The sequence below is a fragment of the Candidatus Kapaibacterium sp. genome (genome assembly GCA_023957315.1).
In the GTDB taxonomy this organism is placed as follows: domain Bacteria; phylum Bacteroidota; class Ignavibacteria; order Kapaibacteriales; family UBA2268; genus PGYU01.
The window spans coordinates 48137-71410 of sequence record JAMLHE010000015.1; the positions used below are offsets into that span (position 1 = coordinate 48137).

The window sequence follows — 23274 nt, forward strand, 5'->3', positions numbered from 1 at the left end:
GATAAACAAAATGATAAATGAAACTTATAATTTGCTTTCCGGCGTGTTGATGCAAACTTCGCCACCGCCCATTACATCTCTCAAATTTGATTTGCAAAATCAATGGATGGATGATGCTATGGGAATGTCAGTAGTTGGAATGTTGGTCGTGTTTTCAGCTTTGCTTATTCTTGCTTCTGTAGTTTTTAATATTCCTAAAGTTATAAATTTAGTACAAAGAAAGAAATCGAAAACTAAGGGTGTTGAAAAAACTGAAACAAAAGAAATTGCAGTTTCCGGCGAAATTAACGCTGCCATTGCTATGGCATTGAGCCTTTATTTCGGCGAAATTCACGACGACGAAGCTGCTATACTTACTATAAAAAAAGCTCCCAGACCATACTCGCCTTGGAGCTCGAAGATATTTAGTTTAAGAGATATTTATAATAATTACCGGGTCTAATCATGAAAAAATTTGAATTCTCAATACACGGAAACAAATATGGTGTTGATATTATTAACGTCGAAGACAACATAGCTGAAATTGAAGTTAATGGTACAATTTACAAAGTTGATATTCATACTCAACAAAAAATCACGAAAACTCCTACATTGACACGTGCTACTGCGCCGCCTAATTATAATCCGGGTCAAAAAACCAACAAACCTACCGATAAAAAAGGTGTTGGTGTTATCAAAGCACCCTTGCCGGGAACTATTCTCGAAATCAAAAAACGCCAGGGCGATACTGTCCAAGTTGGCGAAACAATATTAGTAATGGAAGCCATGAAAATGGAAAACGACATCAAAGCCGATAATAGCGGTGTTATCGTTTCAATCAAAGTCAACGTTAATGATTCGGTGCTCGAAGGAGACCTTTTGATTGAAATCGGGAGTGGCGACTGATGGAAGGTGTAATGCATTTTATGGAGCTCTCGGGTTTTGCTAACGTTACCTGGGGACACCTTATCATGATTATGGTAGGGTTGATTTTTATTTATTTGGCGATTACAAAAGATTACGAACCCCTTCTGCTCGTGCCGATTGGATTTGGTATCCTAATCGGAAATATCCCGTTTCTGGAAAATATGGGGATGCAAATCGGGATTTACGAAGACGGCAGCGTAATGAATATGCTGTATTACGGCGTGCTCAAAGGGCTTTATCCGCCCTTGATATTTCTCGGAATTGGAGCGATGACCGACTTTTCCACACTGCTCTCTAATCCCAGACTGATGGTGTTGGGTGCAGCGGCTCAAATCGGTATATTTCTGACATTTTTGACTGCATTAGCACTCGGATTTACGCTCAACCAAGCCGCTGCCATCGGTATTATCGGTGGTGCTGACGGTCCTACGGCGATATTCTTGTCATCGCGATTGGCGCCCGAACTCATCGGAGCGATTGCAATAGCAGCTTATTCGTATATGGCATTGGTGCCCGTGATTCAACCACCGATTATCAAATTATTGACATCGAAAGAAGAACGACAAATCAAAATGAAACCGCCACGTGCAGTTTCCAAGACTGAAAAAATGATATTCCCAATCGTCGGATTATTGCTCACAACATTTATTTCTCCCGGTGCATTGCCATTGCTTGGGATGCTATTCTTTGGCAATTTGCTCAAGGAATCCGGCGTCACAAAACGATTGGCAGACACCGCAAGCAAGCAATTGATTGACATCGTGACGATTTTACTAGGTGTAACAGTCGGGGCATCTACACAAGCGACTACTTTTTTGACACCGCAATCAATTCTGATTTTCGGGCTTGGAGCGGTCTCATTCATGGTTGCAACGGCAGGTGGTGTATTATTCGCCAAATTCATGAACTTATTCCTGAAGGGCGACGACAAACTCAACCCAATGATTGGAGCGGCAGGTGTATCGGCAGTGCCCGATAGCGCCCGCGTAGTCCATCAATTGGGACAAAAGGAAGACAAATCCAACTACTTGCTGATGCACGCAATGGCGCCAAACGTCTCCGGTGTAATCGGCTCGGCAGTTGCCGCGGGTATTTTGCTCAGCTACCTGATGAAAGTGGGCTGGTAAGAAACTTGTTCCGTCAGTTGTTACAAAAACGGGACAGAGAACAAAAACGGGACAGAGAACAATTTTCGAGACAGAGAACAAAGACGTGATAGAACAACTGACGGGACAGAAGGAATTTGACATAATATTTAATCGGGTGGCATGAATTTGCAACCCGATTTTTGTTTGTTTTTAAGCCGTTTTAGTGTTGGAGATTGTGACGCTTCTCGGCATGGCATCATAAGTAACGCCATCAATCATTCTTCCGCTTTTTTTCTTATTTGTACCGCCCCATTGTTTGAAGTAAAAGGCAACGCCCAGATTATCGCATTGTTGCTTAATGTCGAGCACCCATTCTTTGTCTATTGGGCGAGGAGTTCGTCCGCTTTCGCCACCTGTAATTACCCAATCAATTCCGCTAAGATTCATATTGGGAATAGCACTAATCAAGGGTTCGCAGGAGAGAAATTTGACATGTGCTCCGGTTCGTCTCAAAAAATCTATTCTTTTGGTAACTTTGGAACTTTCTACCGTTACACCCATCCACAAATTCTCAGACCAATTCAGCAATCCCGCACTGTCATATTTATATAGAACATCTGCTCGTTTGGTCAGAACCTGAAAAACATGTTGCGGATTGTCGTTGATGACCTTGAAAATTTTTTGAATGAATTCAATCGGAACGTCTTTATGAAAGATATCGCTCATCGAATTAACGAATACCACTCTGGGTTTCTTCCAAGTATATGGCTCATCAAGCGTATCCGGGTGAATAGTCAGCTTGAAACCATCGGCATACTTGGGTTGCCCCATAGCTTGCAACCTTCTTGCCATAATTTCTGCGTAGCAGAATCGGCAGCCGGAAGAAATTTTCGTACACCCCGTAATCGGGTTCCATGTACTCTCTGTCCATTCAATTCTTGATTTTGACATGATTAAATCGCCTTTATTATTTCATTAGCTATTTTAATTGCAGTTTGATTATTTGATGCAAAAACAAAATGATATATTGGCAGACCACGGGTATTTTTCAGAACTAATGGTTTATCGGAGACATGCTCCCAAATCGAACGGAGTCTTTTTATGTATAATTCAGCAATACGTTCAATTGGTTTTGAAATTTTTGTGATGATTTCCTCATCGCCAAATAAGGTTATTGCTGTTTCCCCTCTATAAAAGTGTTCTTTTATTTCATTTTCATTTAAACCGAGAAATGATTGTAATTTCTCTAAATATTTCAAAGTGCCATTTCTATCTAACAGTCTGTTTACAATCACTCCTGTTGGAATCAATATCCAAATATCAGACCGAGTATTTTTAAGATTTTCAATAGAATTCCAATTGATTTGCATTCCAAATGGATCAAGAAAAATAAGTGATGCATAAACATTAGGTTTATCCTTCATTATTCGAGAAAGTTTATCTAAATTTGCATTACATTCGCCTTTACGAAATACTAATTTTATATTTTTCTCTTCTCCGTAATGGGAAATTTTTTGTTTTAGATTCTCTAATGATACCTTATTGTTATCTATAAAATAATAATAATCAAAAGCAAGATTATCAGGTAATGTCAAAACTCTCTCTGCAGCACCTTTGTAACCTGCTTCTTCTTCCTGAGTAAACAAGAGTGATTCATATAGTTCAGTTGATGTTATATTTCTATCACCACTGCCAGCAAAACCATCGAAATAAATTGTTTTCCAATGCCTTTGATTGTTCATTATTTTCAGATAAGCACTTACATACTTTGCAAATGCGTCCAACTTTCTTGTTGTCCAACTGCCTCCCCAATCTCCATTCATTGGTTCGTTTAACATTTTGTTATTCCAAGTCATAAAAATTTACCATAATATTTTTTACAAATATATCATTTTTAACGAAATAGTGTGTCATTGCAAATTTTTTTCCTTTCACTCTCCTCCTTCGACGATTTTGATTTCTTCGGGGGTGAGGGCGTAGAGTTGGTAAACGAGGGCGTCTATTTCTTTGTCCGTGCGGGAGATGTATTGCTCTATGTGCTTGCGGTCGAACTCTGTGGCTGTTTGCAATTCCTTGTGCAGTCGCAACATTCGCTCGACGAGTTCTACTATCTTGTCGTGCTGTGCTTTCTCATGATTATTTTCAAAATTTATTTTCTTAATAGGTATATCTTTAATAAAACGTTTTTCATAAGAATAGAATCCACCTCTATAATAAGATGATGATTTTGAAATAAAATATCCTGATACTGATGAATTCAACAATCCCAAAATATAATAAATTGACTCTTTTACTGTTGGCAACAATGTAATTCCATATCCGCCCATTAGACCATATCCAACACCGTCATCAAGAGTAAATGATGGTGTATTAGCCAAATCACGAGTGATAATTTTTTTTAAATCTACAAGTCTTATAAATTGAGTGCGGCTAAAACAAAACCAAGCTGGTCCCTTTAGTTTCCCTCTATCTCTTTGCATTAATCTATCTTTATTTCTCAATAGATAGTTATATATTTTAGGTGAATCCTTGGATAAATCAGTCTCGGTTATAGGGACACCATTTATATAAGGAAAAATCGCAAATCTATTCAAGAAATCTATTGAATATCTTTGGATATCTTTTCCTTTCAATACTTTTACATAATATTGTTCCTCTAAAAATTCTTCCTCAAAATTGTGTATAAATATTTCATCCGAACCTGTTTTAAAACCTTGGGAAATATTTTCAGTAAAGTCTGAAAGTTTTGTTTCGTAACTATTTAGTTTGAGCATAAGATCTCTATCATTTAATAACTGGAAATTCCATTCATTCATTTTCAAAATAGATGAATCAATAGCGTTTGATGAAGATTTTTTAAAGTAACGCCAATTATCTAAATTTTCAACTTTTGTAAAACTAAAACTATCATTATTAAACCGATTCAAAAAAAGTAAACAAGTATATGTAGTCGCTCCATCAAATATTTGAATGTCTCCAAAATGTATTATTTCACTAATATTGTTATTCTTAGATAAGATAGTTCTTAAACCTTGTCCATAATTTGCATTAAAAAATTTATGAGGTAGAATAAATCCTAAGAGTCCTTTCTCACTGAGCAATTTAACTCCTTGTTCTACAAAGCATACATATATGTCATAATTCCCGTTTTGTGCAGATAGGTATTTGTTTTTTAAAGCTTCAACAGTTTTAGGATTAAACTCTTGAATTGTCTGTATTCTTATATACGGCGGATTGCCTATGACGGCATCGAAGCCACCCGTCATTTTCAAGAATGGGAATGCGACTTCCCAATCGAATGGGTTGATTTTGTGCCGCTCCCGCTCGGACATCCCGAAAAAGTCATCGCTGATGAAGTCGCTGCCGATTAGCGAGTTGCCGCATTTGATGTTGTCGTCCATCTTTGGCAGCAGTGCATCTTGGAATCCCAAGACTGCGAGCGGCTCCTTGGCGATGCCCTCCAACACTTTCAAATAGAGCGACATCTGTGCCACTTCGGTCGCCTGCTTGTCAATATCCACACCGTAGATGTTGTTTTGGAGTATTCTGCCCTTTTTTCGTGCGGTCAATCTCAACTTGCCGGTCTCTTCGTCCATGAATGCCAGCAAATGCGTGTTTCTGCCCTTCTTTTCGTGAATTTCGGTGATATGAGCGTTGTAGTAATCCTCGTGCCATTTGATTAGTGCATCGAAAGCCCCCAAAAGGAATGAGCCGGAGCCACATGCGGGGTCGAGTATTTTGAGCCGGCTGACATCGTCCGGTGTTCGGGCTTGCTCCAATAGCTTCCCGACAGTGTTTGCGACGATGTACTCGACGATGTACTGAGGAGTGTAGTAAACGCCGCCCGCTTTCCGCACTTCGGGCTTTTGGTCTATGACAACTTGTCTGCCCTTATCGAAGCTGATTTCGTCGCCCAAGAATCGCTCGTAAATTGTGCCGAGCACTTCTACGGGGATTTCGTCGAATCTGTAGGGCGAATCCTCCACATTCAGCTCTTTGACGATATTTTTGAATAGCGATGCTTCGATTGTGAGATTTTCGGATAGCGGATGCGGATTGAAAATCAGCCCGTTGTATTTCGGTGCGAGTTCCTTGCAAATCATCAGAAATGCAGCATAGGAATTGCCGACTCGATGCTCGAGAATGCTCTTGATGAAGTCGGTGTTTTCGATGTCCCTATCTTGCAAAATCCGCAGAAACACAAGCCTGTCCAAGATTCGTTGAGTGGCTTCGGCAAGCTCGAACTCATTATCGAAATGATTCTTTTTTGCGATTAGCGATGCGAGTTTGATTCGCCACTCCGAAAGCGAATTGAGGAAATGTTTATCCACAGTATCGCGAAGTTCTAACTGAGTGGGTTTGACAAGTTCGTCCAATGAGCCCGCAAAAACGGCTTCTCGCCCAAAAGTAGCCAACAAATCGTCAACTCTGTCGGGATATTCCTCGCAAAGCATGTCCAATTCTTTGATTAGCCCCTTTTTTGCATCGCCAATAAGCGGTTTGCCGAGCGCCCTGAAAGGACGGAACTCTTCGAAATCGGTCAATATTGCAATAGGCACTTTACCGTTCCAGCAATAGAGCTTGGTCTGATAGATGTGTCGGGGGTTGGTCAAATCTTCGGCAGGTTTTTTCGCCTCCACAAAAAACAGGGTTTTGTTCCCTTTGATGAAGCGGTAATCGGGTCTTCTGCCCATATAGCTTTTGTCGGTGCGCTCCACTTGGACTTCGAGCGGATTGCGGACATTCCATCCCAAAAGTTCCCAAAATCTGTCAATGTATGAAATCCTTGTTTGGCTCTCGTTTAAATCGCGATAGTTGGACAATTTAAAATCGAAAACCAATTTGTTCAGTTTGTCTTTGATGTTCTCAGCCATGTAGCGTATGTTAATTTGTTGCAACAGTCAAAATCACATTACAAAATTAACATTTTTAACGAAACAGTGTGTCATTATTTCTTGTTCCGTCAGTTGTTTCAAAAACGAGACAGAGAACAAAAACGGGACAAAGAACAAATTCGAGACAGAGAACAAAGACGGGACAGAACAACTGACGGGACGCAAAACCATAGCCCACGAATTCATTCGTGGGAAGGTGTTTAGGTTTTTACCCTATTAAACACGGTTTTAACCGTGTACGATTTCAATTTCCCCGAACCATTAAAATGGTTTAAATTCTCTTATAATTTCCATGTTCCCACGGTTGAAACCGTGGGCTATGTTTGTAAAGGTGTTTAGGATGCGAGGCTCAAAAAAAACCAAAGCGAGCACGGGGAGCTCGCTTCGGTAGAGAAATTCTACTTGATTTTGTTTTTAAAAATTAACAATTTTTAAAATATAAAGGCATTACAAACATACAAAATTTTTTGAATTGTGCAAATTTTTTTTTAATTTTTTTTTGAAAATTTAACGTTCCGTCAGTTGTTACAAAAACGAGACAAAGAACGAATACGAGACAGAGAACAAAGACGTGACAGAGAACAAATACGGGAAAGAACAACTGACGGGACGCTGTCTGAACACCCCCTAACCCAATCTTGCAAGAGGGGGAACGGCTTTTGAGGGATTTTCACTGTCTTTCTCCCTCTCCTTTGGAGAGGGTCGGGGTGAGGTCGTCTTGGTTCTTCTTTTCCCACGAATAAATTCATGGGCTATGTTGGTGAAAGTATTAGGATGCGAGACACAAATACGGGACAGTGGGCACAAAAAAACTAAAGCGAGCATGGGCAGCTCGCTTCGGTAGGAAAATGCTCTAAACACACAATATGGATAATGCAAACATACAAAATTTTTTGAACTATGCAAATTTATTTTGATTATTTTTATAAAAATTCAACAAATCGAAAAAAGTTGGTGACTTTTTCGCCTTTCATGTGTCATGTCAAATAGGGAAAAGTTTAAATTAAAAAAAATAAATTGGATGAATTTATGAATGAGTTTACTACTGTTAGACAAATATATAATTACCCGAGTCTGAAAACGAGCGATTACGATATGATTTGTTCGCGCCACGAAAAGGTGCAGATTGCAAAAGGCGACTTTTTGCTTCGCGAAGGGCAAATTGCAAACGAATACTTTTGCTTGGAAGAAGGCTTAATCCGTGCTTATGCAAATAGTTTCGAAGGTAACGAGGTAACCACAGCATTTTTCAGTCCGGGCGACATCGTTATTGAAGTGGCATCGCTATTTTTGCGTAGCCAAACTAAGGAAAACATCCAGGCACTGACTGATTGCACATGTTGGAAAATATCATTCAGCGAATTTCAGGAATTGTTCCAAACCATAAATGCATTCACCGAATGGGGACGGACATGGATGGCAAGAGCGCTTTTTTCTACCAAAGAGCGTTCGCTGGCGATGATTACCGATTCGGCTACGGACAGATATCTTGCTTTATTGAGTGAAAATCCCGAGATACTGCACTATGCTCCGCTAAAGCATGTTGCATCTTATTTAGGTATCACCGATACTTCATTGAGCCGCATCCGAAAGTATATCTCCTCGAAATAGGCGTCATTTCTTATCATATGACAAGATTATTGTGATTGACTAACTTTATTTTTGTATTGAATTAAGTTTATTCAATATTTTAATGAGGTTTATATGTATAATAGAGTAGTGCATTTCGAGATTCCTTGCGACCGCCCTGCAAAAACAATGAAATTCTTCGAGGAAGTTTTCAGTTGGAATTTCCAGCAATTTGGCGAAGATGAATATTGGTTTGCAGTTTCGGGCGATAACAGTACTCCCGGCATCAATGGTGCCGTGATGGCAAAAAAAGACCCCAAGCAACCCTTGGTAAATTCAATCATTGTCGAAAGTATTGACGATACCGCCGAGAAAATTGTCAGCTCAGGCGGGCAAATCGTATTGCCGAAAATGGAAGTTCCCGGCGTTGGTTGGATATGCTATTTTACTGACCCTGACGGGAATATTCATGGTATATGGCAAGAACTAAAAGCTTAATCGCCGGAGAAAATCATGAATAAATACAAAATCGAAATAAAATGGGCATTAATATTTGCAGCTATGATGTTGCTTTGGATGTTGTTAGAAAAAGTACTCGGATTACATTCAGAGCATATTGATAAGCATGCGATTTATACTAATTTTGTTGCCATTCCTGCGATTACATTGTATGTATTTGCTTTGCTCGATAAGAGAAAGAATTATTTTAATGGCATAATGTCATACAAAAACGGCGTAATCACCGGTCTGATAATAACATTGATAGTCACAATACTAAGTCCGTTGACTCAATATATAACATCAACAATGATTACACCGGAGTATTTCCCGACTATTATCAATTACGTAGTTGAATCAGGGAAAATGACTCATGCCGCAGCAAGTGATTACTTCAATCTCCAAAGCTATATGATTCAGGGGCTTATTGGAGCACCGGTTATGGGTATCATAACCACAGTAATTGTTGCTTTTTTTGTCAAAAAGGATAAGCCAAATTGATTCCTTTGCGCTAAGTTTTTTAGATATTTTTTAAATTAGTCTCTATGCTTTGAAGATAAGTCGTGCTAATATTATTGTAAATTCAATAGGAGACATTGATTATGTATAAATAAACAACATTTTAAACTTTTATTCGGAGCTAACATGAGTTACTACAAATTATATTTAGCAGCAATCATTTGTATGGTATGCTTCACAATTAACGCAAACTCTTGGGAGAGAATTGCAGATTATGGCGGACCGGCGACCGATGGTTGCATTTCGTTTGAAATAGATGGATTTGGGTACGTTGGTGGCGGACCTAATGAGAAAAATTTCTGGCGATATGACCCAAGCACCAAAACTTGGGAAAAGATGCCCGACATAGGTGGCGGCGAACGAGGCTGGGCTTTTCATTTCGTGATTGACGGCATTGCTTACGTGGGAGGCGGCGACCCAGAAGGAACACTTCAAACATTAAAAAAAGATTTTTGGAAATTTGACCCAACGAGCCAACAATGGACACAATTGAAAGATTTCCCCGGTGGACCACGTGACGCTTGCTTTAACTTCTCAATAAACGGCAAAGGCTATGTCGGTGGCGGATTCAGCGGCGAAGGTGGCGGCGTTCATAGAGACGTTTGGGAGTATAATCCAAGCAATGATTCTTGGACATATATAGGAGATTATCCCGAAGATGGTATATTATTTTCAAGTGCAATAGTTGTAGATGGCAGAGTTTTCGTTGGTTTGGGCAATTTATCATTTGGTGTAGCCGAATATATTACATGGTATGAATTCAATCCATCTACCTATCAATTTATCCCCAAAAAATCATTTACCGGAACTGCCAGACAAACAGCAGTTGCATATGCTATGAAAGGCAAAGTCTATATCGCAGGCGGACAAAGCCAATACACCGAGACTTACAAAGATTGTTACGAATATGACCCAATGACAGATAATTGGAAACTAATGACGGAAATGAATTTACCGTATAATAATACAGCTTGGTCTTGTGGTTTTACAATTGGCGAAGAAATTTATTTCGGCACAGGTGTTACTTTGCCGGACTTCCAATTTTCGCGAAATTTCTACAAGTATTCATTCGGAGAAAAGCCCAAAGAGCCCAAATTAACAGTTGACCAATATGTACTGGATTTTGGGACTAAGAATGTTAATGAAACAGCCAAACAAACAGTTCAGTTGTACAACACCGGAGAAGCTCCCTTAGTAATTGATTTAATTGAATTGGTTGATGATGATTACATGGCTTTTTCAATTCCCGATACCTACGAAGGAGTTATAATTCAGCCAAATGAAGTTTTGGATATAGAAGTAACTTTCAATCCCAAAATTATCGCTGAAGAATTTTATGCTATGATAATAATCGAATCGAACGCAACGAATGCAGCTACTGAACTTGTAGAGCTTTTCGGGCAATCTGAGGCAGTGGGTTCGCCAAGTATGACACTATCAGTTCAATCAATAGATTATGGCGAGGTCGAATTGACTGAAAATGGAACAAGCCAATTTACAATCAGTAACATTGGAGATGCAGACTTGGAAATAGAAACAATTGGATTTGATGGTTTAGATAAATCATACTTTTCATTTGCATCTTCTATGATTTCTACTATTCAACCGGGTAATGATATGATAGTCCAAATTGCATTCTCCCCTACTGAAACCAGAGTGTATAATGCATCTGTAATCATTGAAACCAATGATATAGCTAATAAATGGGTGGAAATCAATCTTTCCGGAGAGGGGATATCGACTCCTAATAGCGTTCGTGATTTCGATTTGAGTGATTATGTTGCTTTATTTCCCAATCCGGCAATAAGTCAACTAAATATCAATTTCAATAATTTGAATATTGGACAAATTGAAAAAATGCACATTAGCGATTTGAATGGAACTGCTTTGAGCGAATTATTTACAGTAAATGGCGATAAACTCGAATACACATTTGATTTGAGCAGCTTTGCAAACGGAATATACTTTTTGGTATGCGAGATTGGTGGGCAGCGATATTCAACCAAATTTAGCATCGTAAGATAAATCAATAAGCATAAATAATTTGTAAATAATTTTAGGTCATTATAAGCACCGACAAGTGTTTATGATGACCTTTTATTATGATAATTAAGCCTGTTTGTTCAGCGAATAATTATACAAATGACAACTATGAAAAATACCGAAAATTAAAAAATCATATCATAATAAAAATAATTTGCTATTAGAAACGATTTATTAATTTTGTAATATGACATATTTTCGGAAATAAAATTATTAAAGGTTTAGCATGAAAATTCATGAGTACCAAGCCAAAGAATTGCTGAAGCGTTACAAGGTACCGGTTCTGAAAAACAGGGTAATTTTCAATGCATTTGATGCAGGAAAGATTACTTATGATGAATTTGAATCGCAAGGAATTGGCACAGTCGTTCTGAAGGCGCAAATACATGCCGGCGGACGAGGCAAAGGCACAGTTAAAAATATCGAAACAGGGCAACCAATCTACTTGTTTGATAGCCCTGTCAGAGGTGTAAATATCATTCGCAATGGCAATATTTCCGACAAAGTATATCAATATGCGAGAGAAATATTGGGCAATCGTCTCGTTACCATCCAAACCGGCGAAGAAGGAAGCGTTGTTTCCAAAGTCTTAGTCGAAGAAGGCGTGGCAATTGACCGCGAGTTCTATGCATCCATCACATTGGACAGAACTACCGGCAAAAACGTTATCATGGTTTCGACCGAAGGTGGCGTTGAGATTGAAAAAGTTGCCGAAGAGACTCCCGAAAAAATTCTGAAGGAACACATTGACCCTGCAACAGGATTCCAACAATTCCAAGCACGCAGTCTTGGGTTTGGTCTCGGACTTGCCGGCGAAGCATTCAATAATTTCGTTAAATTCATCAATAATTTGGTCGAAGCATACGAAGATTTGGATTGCAGTTTGGTAGAAATCAATCCTTTGGTTCTCACAAATGACGGCAAAATGATTGCTTTGGATTGCAAAATGACTTTTGATGAAAATGCTTTGTTCCGTCATCCCGAATACATGGAATTACGTGACGTGACCGAGGAAGACCCTTTGGAAGTTGAAGCGTCTAAGTACAATCTGAACTATATCAAATTGGACGGCAACGTCGGATGTATGGTAAACGGTGCCGGATTGGCAATGGCAACAATGGATTTGATTCAACTTTCGGGCGGCAAACCGGCTAATTTCTTAGATGTGGGCGGTGGTGCAAATCCTGAAAGAATTGCGAACGCATTCCGTATAATGATGAGCGACAAAAATGTGAAGGCTGTATTAATCAATATATTCGGCGGAATTGTTCGTTGTGACCGCGTGGCTCAAGGTATAATTCAAGCGCTGAACACGGTGCATGTGAATATGCCGGTGATTGTCCGCTTAGACGGTACAAATGCTGAAGAAGCCAAGATAATGCTTTCAAAATCAGGGCTATCATTTAAAGTAGCCGAAAATTTTGAACATGCAGCGCAATTGGTTAATGATGTGATGAAGAATTAGAAAACAACACACCCCCTAACCCCCTCTTGATAGAGGGGGAAAGGATTTTGGGGCGAAAATATAAAAAAAGAGGCTATCCTTTTGGGACAGCCTCATTTTTTTTGTCTTTCTCCTTCTACTTTGGAGAGTGAGGTTAATTATTCAACATATGCAATTTTACGGAAACTCATCTTTGTGTATGATGATGATTTAGTCGTAATAATTAATTTGTCGTCCATTAGTTTGTAGCTTTCAGCTTGTCCTAAAGCCGCCATAAATTCTGCAGTCAATTCACAATGCACTAATGTAGAATACCCCATCTTAATTTCGAGTTCATTATTTTTGTTTGTAAAGTACCCAAAACTATAGGCATTACAACCCGAGATTCCTGAACCGTAAAAGTCTTCTTTGAATATAATTGTAAATGGAAATTGTGGATTTGTATGATTTTCAGGGAAATCTACATTTCCTTTAGAGTCCTCGAATGAGACCCAAGACCAAGCCGATAACTTTAAATTGTTATTAGTGTCCTCAATCGGGTCTCCCTCGCCTTCAATATGAAATTCATCCGTTTTGGAGAATTCGACAGGTTCACTGCGTTTCTTAAGTTTAATCAAATGAAATGGATAACCAATGTCATCAGTACCAATTTGCGGAATAAACAAAGTGGAATTAACTGTAATTTTTTGATTTTGCAAGATTACTGATGTAATCCTGAGATAAATACTGCCGCTACTTGTCGGTCCATTCATTACGATAATGTACATATCTTGCGAATAGTCAATGTCCGGCAAAACAACAGGAACCGTAACGCCTCCATCAATTTGATTTGAATGCACCAATTTCAAAAATTCTACTTCCTCCGCTTTACTGCGAATAGCCATTCTGACCGGAGTTTCGGCTTCGATGCCGTACGAGCCGGTTCTGATGCTTTCAAATTGTAATTCCTCGAACTCATCATCAGTTGGGAGTTTCACAACTTTCGTTGCTTCGAATTCAACTTCGCCGGAAATATGCTTTGTTTTGACTATGTGAATTGGGTAGCCGATATCAGTTGTACCAATTTCGGGTTGGTACTCTTTCGTACCGATGACAATATTGCCATTATTTTGAATAATTGATGATATTTCGACATAAATTGAACTGCTTGGTTTGGGTCCGCCAAAGAAAACAACAAGCATTTCTTTACCATAATCAATATTTCCAAAATTCACATCAATTATTTCTAAGTTAGAATCGAAACGCTTTGATGTCAAAGCCGATAAAACAGCTTCTTCTTCAGCTTTGCTTCGTATTACAGCTTTGATTTCAGTTTGGCCCTGATATGAGCGATTTGATTTCAATACTGTCTCGAATGTTACTTCTTGAGTCATTCGGTAATTTTCATCTACACCGAGCGGGTCTTCGCAAGATGTCAGCCATAGCATAGCAGATACTGCTATTGTTAAAAGAATCTTTTTCATAATTAAATCCTATATATATTATTAAAATTTATAATTCAAACCCCACAAGAACCCAATCTTTGAAGAATTGAAAGTATTGCCACGATACCCATAAAACATATTGGCATACTCGACACCAATCAAAACTCCAAAACTGTTTGTCAAATCATAGTTTACCCCACCTGAGAATTTTCCCACGAAACCAACTTTATTAGCGCCGGCACTAAGTTGGATATATGGTGAAATTAGTTCACTCATATTAAAGGAATATTTGCTTGTAAGGTAAAAGGTCGTAAAATTGGGTTGTTGTTCTATTATAGTAAGTAAATTCTCGTCGTCTCGGAAATCAAACTTTTGGAAAAAAGTCTCGCGTCTGACTTCAAATCCTGAGCTTAAGTTATCGTTAAATTCGTAATTCACCGCTAACGATAAGTTATGAAATGCTGCAAATTTAGATGGTGTCGTTGTTGGCGATGGCAACATCCAATCTTGTGTATTTTTAACTTCGAGATTGAGTTTGTTCCAAAATGTTTCAGATTCTAGCGGAAATATGACTACATCAATCTCATTATCAGCTAAAATTGTATTATCAATTGTATTAAAATCATTCAATAAAGGTTCTTGATTATCGGGAACATCTTGAACATTTTCCAAAGTATTTTCAGAATCAAGAATTTGTAAATTTTCCAAAGTATTTTCGGAATCAATGATTTTCACTTTGTCCGATTCTGATACTTCAGCAATTATGTTATTATCAACCGATGCTATCAGAGGCTTGCTCGATTTCGGCGATTTTGTATAAGAGGCTTTTGCCAAAGTTTTATAAGCTATTGGCTCTGAGGCATCTTGGGCATTTTCCGCAAAATAGTCAGAGAGCTTGTTTGATGCTTGATTGTTGAGAAGAAATGCTTGAGTAGAATTGTGTTCTAAATTTTTATTTGCAAAATTATCACTTATAAATAAAGTCAACAGTACAGTCACAATTGTAGCAGCAATAAGCGAGGAAACGAACTTCGTTTTGGAAATTCCTGCTGCCGAAGAACTGATAAAAGCCGGATTGAGAGTAGAAGCAACTGCCGGTAACCCAACAGAACTGAAGATAGCTTTTGTTGATTCTTCGGGCACGGCATACATTCCACGATTGGAATTCAAAGCAGTATTGACCGACAATATGTTCTTGAATTCGGTGCGAAGCTCTGAATTGGAAGCCATTTCGAAGAAAAGCTCCGATTCGACTGCTTCGTCAAAATTGCCTTCGGCAAAATCATATAAAATTTCTGAGTAATTCATTTTTTACCTCTCAATTGCTAATATCTTTCAAATACGGTTGTAAAACTTTGATAATCATTTTTTTTGCTCTTGTAGTCTTAACTTTTGCGTTGTCTGCAGTAATATTCAATAGTTCGGCTATTTCGGAGTACGAAAGCCCTTCGAATTCGCGCAGCACAAAAGGCGTCCGGTATTTTTCATCAATAAATTCGACAGCACTAATGATGATTTCGAGCAATTCCTTTTTCTCGTACTTATCCTCTGCCCTATCCACCAGCATATTTTCTTCAAGCTCGACATTATTCTTTCTGCTTCGAATTGCATTGTAGCACAAGTTTCTCGATGTAATCGTCAAAAATCCCGGTATGTTCGTTATCGTCTTTTCCTTAGTCACAGCATTGTAAAATCGTATGAAAGTCTCTTGAAATATGTCCTCGACCAAGTCCTTATCTTTGATAATACACGCACAGTAAGCATGAATCATCTTCGAGTACTTCGCATACAAAAACCTATAGGCTTGCTCGATGTCTCGTTTCGAACCTTTATATATAATATCTAATATTTCGCTGTCGTTAAAAGAATACATTTTTCAAAATCCGTGAACAAAACTATTATAATGACACTTCAAATTCAAAAAAGGAACAAAACTTTAAAAATTCGTAATCCAAAACTATTATAATGACACTTCAAAATCAAAAAAGGAACAAAACTTTAAAAATTCGTAATCCAAAACTATTATAATGACACTTCAAAATCAAAAAAGGAACAAAATATTTTTAAAAACTCAAAACAAGTGCGTTTCCTTAAATATTGGTGCCCCGAATTCGTTTATTTAAATGTAAAATACATAATTTCTAATTTGTTTCAAAATTTTTTTTATGGAGTTGTACAATGCAGCTTAGGCTAATTTATGCCTTATTGACTTTCATATTACTCGCTAACATACTTACCGCCCAAGAGCAAACCGGTACTATTACGGGTAGAATCACAAGCAAATTGACGAAACAGCCCTTGCCGGGGGTGACTGTAAGATTATTAAATACAAATTTGGGAGCGATTTCCCAAAGCAACGGGAATTTTAGAATTGAAAATGTATCAGTGGGAATCGTGCAACTCCAATTTTCGAGCATTGGCTACGAAACTTACGTACAAACGGACATTGCATTAGGCTCAGGGCGACCGATTTTCTTAGAAATCGAAATGGTAGAAAAAGTAATAGAGCTTGAAGGTGCAGAAGTTCGTGCATCTTATTTTGTTAAACGAATTGAATCTGTGACGAGTACTCAGAGTTTCAGCTTTGAAGAAATCAGGCGCTCGCCGGGTGTGCAAGAAGATGTAATCAGGGCGACTGCATTATTGCCCGGTGTGAATGTAACCGGAGCCGGACGAAATGATTTAATCGTGCGTGGCGGGGCACCGTTCGAGAATCTTTTCATAGTGGATAACATCGAAGTGGACAATATCAATCACTTCGGTTCGCAAGGTTCTACAGGCGGTCCTTTGTCCATGATAAATCTTGATTTTGTTCGGAATGTAGATTTCTCGTCCGGTGGATTCGGAGCGAAATATGGCGATAAAACCTCGTCGCTGACCAATATTACACTCAGAAATGGTAGCGAGGAACAGTTTGGCGGTAAAGCAACGATTTCAGCTTCGCAATTTGGTTTGAATCTCGAGGGACCAATCGCAGATGACGGTTCTTGGTTTTTCAGTGCTCGTCGCAGCTATCTCGATTTCATTTTCCAAGCGGCAGGATTTGGATTTGTCCCGCAATATTGGGATTTCCAAGGAAAAGCAAATTACAGGCTGAACGAAAAAAATCAGTTGACTTATCTATTTGTAACGGCATTGAATAATGTCAAATTGAACAATGAGGACGACGACAAACGATTCAGCAATAGCCAAGTTGCTGTTCCGGACCAATATCGCAATTTTTCGGGATTGACATGGCGGCATTTATTCAAGGATGGATTTGCGACTGTCACACTCGGTAATGCTTATACGCGATTTTCAACTTTTCAAAATGATTCCAATTTGGTGGAAATATTCCGAAATGAATCTAAGGAAGGCGAATTGATTTTGAAAACTGACGTGGATTTTCAGCTTGGAAGCAAAACTGAATTAACATTCGGGAATCAAATTAAATATGGAGCAATCTTAGATTATAGCATTCTTATTCCCGGGTTTCTTCGCGTTGATAATAATGGTACCGAGCAGCCATTAGCTATTGATACGAGTTTCACATCCGTCAAAAATGGGACATACTTTTCGTTGAGTTCAGCCATCGGGCATCATCGTTTCACAATCGGTGGTAGAATGGATTACTACAATTTCACCGAAGAAGAGCTTTATTTCTCGCCCCGATTATCATATATTTATACGCTAAATGAGCTTTCTTCATTTGTATTTAGTGTGGGTAGATTTTATCAATCTCCGTCATATATTTGGCTTTTGGGCGACCCGAATAATAAATTGAAAGCAATTCGTGCCGACCAAGTAGTCATAGGATACGCTCACACACCTTTGCAAGATGTGAAAGTCCAACTGGAGGTATTCTACAAAGATTATGCGAATTATCCGGGCAGAGTTTACAGACCACAAGCAGTATTATCTCCATCAGGTTTCGATGATGTTACTTCCGACATTCCTTTCGGGTTGGAGCCACTTTCAAATTCCGCGACGGGTAGGTCGCGAGGAATTGAATTATTCATACAAAAGAAATTCAGCGAAATTCCGGTTTACGGATTGCTAAGTGCTACGTACTCAGAGTCTGATTTTATCGCCTTAGACGGATTGGAACGCCCGGGAGCATATGACAGCAGGTTTATTTTCAATATCTCTGCGGGATGGCGAATCAACTCACATTGGGAAGTTAGCAGCAAATTCAGACTTGCAACGGGTGTTCCTACAACGCCATTCTTGCCGACCGGTTCGCGGGATTTCATCCGGTATAACGAAGGCGAAAGGCTGCCGTTATATCACAGTCTTGATATAAGGGCAGACAGACGTTGGAATTTCAGCACTACAAATTTGATTTTCTACATTGATATTCAAAATGTTTACGCCCGCAAAAATGTATCGGGTGTCAGATGGAATGCACGTGACCAGGTGTCCGAATACCAGGAATCCTTCGGAATATTGCCAACGATAGGGCTAAGTTTGGAGTTTTAAAGCGGAAGTAAGGATTCGTTTAAATTTAATACATTGTGAATATTTAGTTGCAAGCAATTCCATTCTTAACCTAAACTAAACACAAAACAAATAATAAAATAACACTTAAATGTTACATTTACATTATGTTAAATTTAAACTTTCATTAATAAATGATTACATCTAAATGGTTATTATTATTTTTGTTTTTTGTCTTATTTTTAAATTATTCAGCTTTCTCTATTGATATTACCGGAAGTATTAGGTCCAAACAAACAAAACATCCACTTGTTGGAGCAAACATAAGAGTTGAAGGCACAAATTTAGGTGCTATAGCCGGGTTGAATGGTTCATACAGAATTAGGGACCTCAAACCCGGAGAATACACGTTAAAAGTAACATATGTAGGATATGAGCCGGGCTCACAACAGATTACTGTAAAAGGTGTTGGGTTGGCAAATATTGACTTCGAACTTGAAGAAAGAAGCGTAGAAGGAGATGAAATTTTTGTTTTTGCGGATAAAGACATATCATCTGAAGAAGGTGCAAGAGCCAGCGAAAAAATGAATATCGGTGTATCAAATATTATGACTTCGAGTGTAATAAGTGTATCGCCTGATATTACTGTTTCAACTTTAATCCAAAAGATGCCCGGTGTATCTATAGAAGAAGAAGGCTCGAATGAGGGCTCATACGCAATTATCAGAGGTATGGATAAGCGATATAACAATACTTTAGTAAATGGTATAAAAATCCCCTCACCCGACCCCAAAAATAGATTTGTCCCGCTTGATATTTTCCCTTCAGACTTAATCGGACGCCTTGAAGTTTTCAAATCAGTAACACCGGATATGGAAGCTGATGCAATTGGCGGTACAGTGAATTTAATTATGAAAAATGCTCCGAATGATTTTCTCGTTCAAGCAAATGCAGCCGTAGGTTACAATGATTTGTTTTTAGACCGCGATTACTTATGGTTCAACACGAGTGTTCAGTCAAGTCGCTCCCCGGGAAACATCACGGATTGGAATGAAAATCTGGGTAAACAAGAAAAATATGACATTGTCAACAAATATTTCCCTCTCCAAGCTTCTGTTTTCGAAAACAGAACTGCTCATCCAAATGCAATAGCAGGTTTTACTATAGGTGATAGATTTGGTAGAGATAAACAGTTTGGTGCTATTTTGGCGCTAAGCTATCAGAGCATTACACGCGGACAAAACTCTGCATCTTCAAACATTGACCCTGAGCGTGAATCCGGATTAACAACACTTGACAATGTCTATGTAAGAGAGAATTCGATTCACGATACAAGAATTGGTGTTCATAATAAATTGGATTACAATATCAATCCAAATCACAGAATAAGTCTTTATAACGCATTTATGCACTTATCACAAAATGAAGCTTGGTATTTGATTGATTCAAGTTATTTCAGGCTTTCATTTGTCCGCACGGTTGACTATGAATTATTCTCACAGCAAATTGACCAAAACATATACAATTCTACAGTTCGCGGCGACCATTATTTCGGTAAAAATCATGTGTTGGACTGGTCTTTGTCTTATGCTTTGGCTACGAGAAATCAGCCCGACAGAGCAACTATGCGATTAAACAGAAAAGATGTCAATGATTTGAATGTTCATGGCGACATTAAAGTGGATTATGATTATCAATATGTCCGCGAATTTACTTATAACTCCGACCAGGACATAAATTTCCTAACAAATCTCAAGCAATTATCATTTATTTCCTTAGGAACGGCAGAGCTCAGACTTGAGAACAAAATTGGTGCTTTAGTAAGATACAAAAACCGTGAAAATTTCTACGACCAATATACTTTCAGACCATATTTGAATAATTCCCAGAATGAGTATCCCGGAAATCAAGAATATGTCTATCAGGGCGATGTTCGAAATGGTGATATACGTAACACATTTTTCAGACTTTTCAATCCAAATGGTTCTACCGGCAGTACAAATGAATATACGATTAATGAACTTGTTGGTGCCGCATTTTTCCAAAGCAAAGGCAGAATCGGTGATTTTGAAATAACTGCCGGCGTGAGAGCCGAATATACTGATATTGCATTTGAAACAGCGGCTTACCGTGGTCCACAGTCACCGGCAAATACAAAAGGTTCGCAGGATTATTTGAATATATTGCCGGGTGTTTTTATCAAATATATGCCAAACAGGAAAACGAACTGGAGATTGAGCTATAATCAGGCACTTGCTCGTCCAAGCTTCTATGAATTTGTTCCGGCGATTGAAATCAACTCCGACGGCGAAAAATTTCAGGGCAATCCTAATATCAAAAACACAGTTGCCGATAACTTTGATTTAAGATATGAATATTACCCGTCCGCATTGGATAAAATCTTTGTTGGTGTGTTTTACAAACATTTGACAAATCCTATCGAGAGAGCATATATCGGAGGCGGTACATTTACTTTTGAAAATTTTGATGAAGCCAATAATTATGGTGTAGAATTAGAATTCACCAAATATATCAGCCAAATTGGTTTCCGAATTAACTATTCATATACAAGTTCAGAAATTGAATCACAAAAAAGATTTTTCTTCAGATTAACTGAAGAGAATTTGTATCTTGTAGATATGGATGTATCAGGAAGATTGAGACAAGACATAGAAGCCGGAACTGTTAAAGTTGGAGATTTGACAAATATTATCAGAAATGAAACAAGACCACTCCAAGGTCAGACAGACCATTTGTTCAACTTTTCTATATTATACAAAAATCAAGAGATTGGGCTTGATGCTCAAGTTGACTTAAATTATCAAGGTGAAAGAATTGTGTTTGTTGCACCTGAGTATAAGCTTGACTGGTGGCAGCGTCCGCAGATTAACTTAGATTTTTCTGCCGAGAAACAATTCGGGAAATACACACTTTACTTTAAGTCAAGGAATTTATTAGATACACCGAGAGAATTCTATGTCAAAAGACCTCTTGTTGACCTTGGAGTAGATATGCCTTTTCAGGATAATCCGAGAGAAGAGACTTTTGCCAGAAGAAATATTTTTGGCAGAAATATGCAAATTGGAATTAAATATTTGTTCAATTAATTATATAGGAGATAACATGAAGTTATCGAAAATACTCATGCTTTTAGCATTTACTTTGTTTGTTGCTTTGACATCTTGCGGCGATGACAATAAGACAACCGGTCCGGATAATAAAGAGCCTGAAAATTTAGGTGGTAATATCGAGGGCGTACTTGAAGAAGGAACGTATATTGTAACTGATAATCTGATTATTCCAATCGGAAAGACTCTTACAATTAAGCCGGGCGTAAAATTGATTTTTGATGGTGACGGTATTCAAGGTTCAAGCCCTGAAATCGCTGTATTCGGTCGTTTGATTGCCGAAGGAACTCCACAAAAAAGAATCATTATGACTGTTGACGATTCCAAAAAAGGAATTGACAATTTTGCTCGCGGATATTGGGGCGGTATTCAATGCTACCAAACTTGCGACAAAATGGTATTGCGTTATTGTGATATCGAATACACAGGTGGTCCTGCAGGTGAGTTGATTAATCCTGATTATGTATTAAGAAATCCGGGTAGCACACGCTACACTATTATGAACGACAACCAAGATGGTGATTATATCGTTGAATATTGTCATTTCTTCGGTATTGCCGATGACTTATGGCGTCCACTTGGCGGCAGAATTTCTTTCTGCTACAATTTAGTTGAATTCCAAGGTGAAACCGGCGGTGATTGTTTAAATGCCAAAGGTGGCACAGTAGGTATTTTGGCTTACAATTTAATAATCGGTAGCGCTACTAACGGTCTTAAGACAGGTAACGGCGGCGACAAAACTATCCAAACAAACATTGATATTTACAACAATACAATCGTTACTTCAGGTTACAGAAGAGCACAAGCAGGTCGTGGCGGTTCAATCAATGTTGAAGAAGGCGCAAGAGGTCAAATATATAATAACTTAATGGTTAATTGCCGTTTCGGACCAAGAATGGTTGAAGGTTTTGATGCTGTTAATACTGTTTATGGTTATAACTACAATTATGCTACATTCCAAAGCTTACTTGATGAGTTCTATCCTACAGCAGGTGTAACTGTTCCTCAATCAACCGATATCAACAGTGCAACTCCCGGTGATAAGGACCCTATGTTTGTAAATTACACAGTTGACTATACTGAAGCACAGCTCAGAGAAGGCATCCTTGCAAAACTTAATGTTAAAGGTGAGCAAAACTTCAGACTGAAGCCGGGTTCACCTGCTTTAGGCAAAGGTTTCACAGGATTTACTCCTACAAGCGCAGCTAACGGTACAAGTGCACCTGCTCCAAGCAAGGATATTGGATGCTACCCATCAGCAGGTGGCGGCAATCCTTTCTAATTCCTTTTCCTCTTATAAAAAAAGACTCTGCCCCACAAAAGCAGAGTCTTTTCTTTTAAATA

Annotated in this window: 17 protein-coding genes; 11 read left to right on the top strand and 6 right to left on the bottom strand. The window is 38.5% G+C overall.

Annotation, left to right across the window (positions count from 1 at the left end):
- Nucleotides 1-10 precede the first annotated feature (10 nt).
- Genes M9949_12865 through M9949_12875 form a run of 3 tightly spaced genes read left to right on the top strand, consistent with a single transcriptional unit; the run spans nt 11 to nt 2033 of the window.
- Complete coding sequence (locus M9949_12865; protein MCO5252291.1) at nt 11-442, top strand: OadG family protein; 432 nt, start codon at nt 11-13, stop codon at nt 440-442.
- 2 nt (nt 443-444) lie between these two features.
- Nucleotides 445-885 carry an acetyl-CoA carboxylase biotin carboxyl carrier protein subunit gene (locus M9949_12870; GenBank protein MCO5252292.1) on the top strand — a complete coding sequence of 147 codons (441 nt, stop codon included), beginning with the start codon at nt 445-447 and terminating at the stop codon, nt 883-885.
- Nucleotides 885-2033 carry a sodium ion-translocating decarboxylase subunit beta gene (locus M9949_12875; protein ID MCO5252293.1) on the top strand — a complete coding sequence of 383 codons (1149 nt, stop codon included), beginning with the start codon at nt 885-887 and terminating at the stop codon, nt 2031-2033. The genes M9949_12870 and M9949_12875 overlap by 1 nt, the downstream gene beginning before the upstream one ends.
- Nucleotides 2034-2204: 171 nt before the next feature.
- Here M9949_12875 and M9949_12880 read toward each other — a convergent pair whose 3' ends face one another.
- The 3 genes from M9949_12880 to M9949_12890 form a co-directional block, all read right to left on the bottom strand.
- Nucleotides 2205-2945 (bottom strand): phage Gp37/Gp68 family protein, encoded by a 741-nt coding sequence (locus tag M9949_12880; GenBank protein MCO5252294.1) that lies wholly within the window; start codon nt 2943-2945, stop codon nt 2205-2207.
- A 2-nt stretch (nt 2946-2947) separates the two neighbouring features.
- Nucleotides 2948-3832 carry a three-Cys-motif partner protein TcmP gene (gene tcmP / locus M9949_12885; protein MCO5252295.1) on the bottom strand — a complete coding sequence of 295 codons (885 nt, stop codon included), beginning with the start codon at nt 3830-3832 and terminating at the stop codon, nt 2948-2950.
- Nucleotides 3833-3925: 93 nt separating this feature from the next.
- Nucleotides 3926-6868 carry an Eco57I restriction-modification methylase domain-containing protein gene (locus tag M9949_12890; GenBank protein MCO5252296.1) on the bottom strand — a complete coding sequence of 981 codons (2943 nt, stop codon included), beginning with the start codon at nt 6866-6868 and terminating at the stop codon, nt 3926-3928.
- 1050 nt (nt 6869-7918) lie between these two features.
- Between M9949_12890 and M9949_12895 the strand changes: the two genes are divergently transcribed.
- The 5 genes from M9949_12895 (at nt 7919) to sucC (ending at nt 12983) form a co-directional block, all read left to right on the top strand.
- Nucleotides 7919-8500 (top strand): Crp/Fnr family transcriptional regulator, encoded by a 582-nt coding sequence (locus tag M9949_12895; GenBank protein ID MCO5252297.1) that lies wholly within the window; start codon nt 7919-7921, stop codon nt 8498-8500.
- A 93-nt stretch (nt 8501-8593) separates the two neighbouring features.
- The gene (locus M9949_12900; GenBank protein ID MCO5252298.1) at nt 8594-8956 is read left to right on the top strand and encodes a VOC family protein; all 363 of its coding nucleotides are present in this window, start codon (nt 8594-8596) and stop codon (nt 8954-8956) included.
- 15 nt (nt 8957-8971) lie between these two features.
- Complete coding sequence (locus M9949_12905) at nt 8972-9457, top strand: DUF4199 domain-containing protein (protein MCO5252299.1); 486 nt, start codon at nt 8972-8974, stop codon at nt 9455-9457.
- Nucleotides 9458-9601: 144 nt separating this feature from the next.
- Nucleotides 9602-11500, top strand: a complete 1899-nt coding sequence (locus M9949_12910; GenBank protein ID MCO5252300.1) for a choice-of-anchor D domain-containing protein — start codon at nt 9602-9604, stop codon at nt 11498-11500.
- 244 nt (nt 11501-11744) lie between these two features.
- Nucleotides 11745-12983: an ADP-forming succinate--CoA ligase subunit beta gene (sucC, locus tag M9949_12915; protein MCO5252301.1), complete on the top strand. Its 1239-nt coding sequence runs from the start codon at nt 11745-11747 to the stop codon at nt 12981-12983.
- A gap of 137 nt (nt 12984-13120) precedes the next feature.
- Here sucC and M9949_12920 read toward each other — a convergent pair whose 3' ends face one another.
- The 3 genes from M9949_12920 to M9949_12930 are packed head-to-tail and all read right to left on the bottom strand — an operon-like array spanning nt 13121 to nt 16259.
- Nucleotides 13121-14425, bottom strand: a complete 1305-nt coding sequence (locus tag M9949_12920; GenBank protein MCO5252302.1) for an META domain-containing protein — start codon at nt 14423-14425, stop codon at nt 13121-13123.
- Between the two features lie 21 nt (nt 14426-14446).
- Nucleotides 14447-15694 (bottom strand): porin family protein, encoded by a 1248-nt coding sequence (locus M9949_12925; GenBank protein ID MCO5252303.1) that lies wholly within the window; start codon nt 15692-15694, stop codon nt 14447-14449.
- 10 nt (nt 15695-15704) lie between these two features.
- Nucleotides 15705-16259 (bottom strand): RNA polymerase sigma factor, encoded by a 555-nt coding sequence (locus M9949_12930; GenBank protein ID MCO5252304.1) that lies wholly within the window; start codon nt 16257-16259, stop codon nt 15705-15707.
- Nucleotides 16260-16564: 305 nt separating this feature from the next.
- On the opposite strand from M9949_12930, the gene M9949_12935 reads away from it, so the two are divergent.
- From M9949_12935 to M9949_12945, 3 genes are all read left to right on the top strand, one after another.
- Entirely contained in the window at nt 16565-18844 is a 2280-nt protein-coding gene (locus tag M9949_12935) for a TonB-dependent receptor (GenBank protein ID MCO5252305.1), read from the top strand.
- Nucleotides 18845-18996: 152 nt separating this feature from the next.
- Nucleotides 18997-21909 carry a TonB-dependent receptor gene (locus M9949_12940; protein MCO5252306.1) on the top strand — a complete coding sequence of 971 codons (2913 nt, stop codon included), beginning with the start codon at nt 18997-18999 and terminating at the stop codon, nt 21907-21909.
- Nucleotides 21910-21925: 16 nt separating this feature from the next.
- Nucleotides 21926-23212 carry a hypothetical protein gene (locus M9949_12945; protein ID MCO5252307.1) on the top strand — a complete coding sequence of 429 codons (1287 nt, stop codon included), beginning with the start codon at nt 21926-21928 and terminating at the stop codon, nt 23210-23212.
- The last annotated feature ends 62 nt before the right edge of the window (nt 23213-23274 follow it).